This is a genomic window from Pseudalkalibacillus sp. JSM 102089 (assembly GCF_041366475.1).
Classification (GTDB): Bacteria; Bacillota; Bacilli; order Bacillales; family Guptibacillaceae; genus Guptibacillus; species Guptibacillus hwajinpoensis_B.
Genome location: NZ_JBEWYW010000031.1, coordinates 1 through 2,151 on the forward strand (window position 1 = coordinate 1; position 2,151 = coordinate 2,151).

The window sequence follows — 2,151 nt, forward strand, 5'->3', positions numbered from 1 at the left end:
TGTCAATAACGGTTTAAAATTCCCTAATTTCAACGGAAACAAATTCCCTAATATTAGCGTATCTTAGCTGGCTGTATGCCAGCTTTTACTTTTTCTCTTAATCTGTAAGACCCACCTTTGATATTAAATGTAGTAGAGTGGTGAACAATTCGATCTAACATGGCCGTAGCCAGCACATCGTCACCAAAAATCTTTCCCCATTCTACGTAAGACTTGTTTGAAGTTAAGATCATAGCTCCTTGTTCGTACCTTTTTGATATGATTTGAAACAGGGTATGAGCACTTACCTCATCGAAGGCAAAATAGCCTATTTCATCCATAATAAGAAGATCTGGACGACAGTAACGCTTGATAATACGTTGGATAAGTCCTTCTTTATGTGCCTTCCGGCACTCACTGATAAAATCATTCGCAGTAATGAAAAGAGCAGTGTGGCCTTGAGTTAACGCTTCTAGAGCCATAGATATTGCTAAGTGAGTTTTACCTACTCCGGGTGGTCCAAGTAGAATGATGTTTTCTCCATTATGGATATACCTTCCTGTCAGAACTTCGTTCACTCGTTTTGGATCTAAGCTCGGTTGAAAAGGAAAGTCAAAGTCATGTATGGTTTTCACATATGGTAACCTTGCTTTTTTAATACGTTTCTCTAATTCTAATTGCTCCTTATATTCAATTTCATTGGACAAAAGAGTGTATAGAAACTCGGAATATGATACATTATTTTTAGATGAATCTTCTAAAAGACCATCTAGTTGGTCAGCAGTGTATGACCAACCTAAAAGCTTTAAGCGTTCAACTAGATTGTCGGTGTTCATGATGGATCACCACTTTCCAGTTGATCATAGATTTGAAGAGAACGTTGTTCTACTTCAATTTCTTTCGTGGACTGTAAATGACTCTGGGTCGGCAAACCTTCGGAGGTCATTTTCAGTCCTTTATAATGTTCAATTTGAATATGATCTTTCGCTTTTCCTTTCATGAGGGGATGTCTAGCTATGCATTCATAGGCATCATAGATTTCTAAGTGATGATTAAGTGTTTGTTTTATTTTGAGCTCTTGCCCTACGTACCGGAAAGGTACGGAGTATCGATTTCCTTGATAGGAGATGAAACAATCTTTACTCACTGACCGGATTTCCCAATGACTTATAGGAAACAAAGGTTTACTATTCGACTTTGCCAGATACTTTTGCTCATGTTGAAAACGTGTTTCTGGTGGGACTTGAGTCGTTTGATGAACCTTACGGTTGGCTGTTTGATCAAGCCAAGTTCTAACTTCTTTGTTTAAGCCTTCTAACGTTTTCGAGTGTCTACGCTGCAGGAAGTTCTTCTTAACGTAACCAACTACATTTTCAACCTTACCCTTGGTTTGAGGTCTATATGGTTTGCAGGCTTTCGGTGCAATGCCATAGTAAGCTAGGAACTCCTCAAATTTTTGATTAAATCGTATTTCTACTGGGCTATGTTTGATAACAGCTGTCTTCATATTGTCATAGAGTATTTGCTCTGGAACCCCATTGAAATAGGCAAAAGCATTCATATGACACTTCATTAATGTTTCTAGATTCATGCTGTCTGTAAACTCTACATACTTCATACGAGAATAGCTTAATACCATAGTGAAAGCATAAACTTCTTTCTCCTCTCCATTTACTTCATATTTGCCAATCTCTCCCCAATCCATTTGAGCCTGTTTACCAGGAGAGGTTTCGTATCGAACAGTCGCTTGCTTTTTAGGACTTGTACGGTATGGCCTTACAAAGTCTCTAAGAATAGTCATCTTACCCTCATACCCTAATGCTTCTATCTCATCAAACAACACTGAACAGTTTGTCGTTCCTTCTTTTATTCTCGTTTTAAGATACTCTTTATACGGATCTAATTTACTTTCCGAAGTGGCTTGGCTGCTCTTCCTTTTAGGTATCTCATCACTTTTTATGTACTTTCGTATAGTCTTGGGATCAAACCCGGTTTCGTCAGAAATCGCCGTTATTGACCAACCTTTTTGAAAAAGTTCTCTAATCATAAAAAATTCCCCAGTCTGGACCATCACTCTACACTCCATGTCTAAAAGTTATATAGAATGATTATCCGTTATTAGTGGGGAATTTGGTACCGTTGTTATAAGGGATTTTATCACCGTTACTAACA

The 2,151-nt window shown here is 38.0% G+C and carries 2 protein-coding genes; both read right to left on the bottom strand.

Annotated features, from left to right (window positions below; translation table 11 throughout):
• Nucleotides 1–53: 53 nt before the first annotated feature.
• Nucleotides 54–815: an IS21-like element helper ATPase IstB gene (gene istB / locus ABVF21_RS22660; RefSeq protein WP_371019070.1), complete on the bottom strand. Its 762-nt coding sequence runs from the start codon at nt 813–815 to the stop codon at nt 54–56.
• A complete protein-coding gene (gene istA, locus ABVF21_RS22665; RefSeq protein WP_371019071.1) occupies nt 812–2,050 on the bottom strand; it encodes an IS21 family transposase in 1,239 nt (412 codons plus the stop codon). Before istA ends, istB begins: the two co-directional genes overlap by 4 nt.
• Between the last annotated feature and the right edge of the window lie 101 nt (nt 2,051–2,151).

Coding starts and splice junctions, on each gene's coding strand:
- istA (WP_371019071.1), bottom strand. CDS start 2,050: ATGGTCCAGACTGGGGAATTTTTTATGATTAGAGAACTTTTTCAAAAA.
- istB (WP_371019070.1), bottom strand. CDS start 815: ATGAACACCGACAATCTAGTTGAACGCTTAAAGCTTTTAGGTTGGTCA.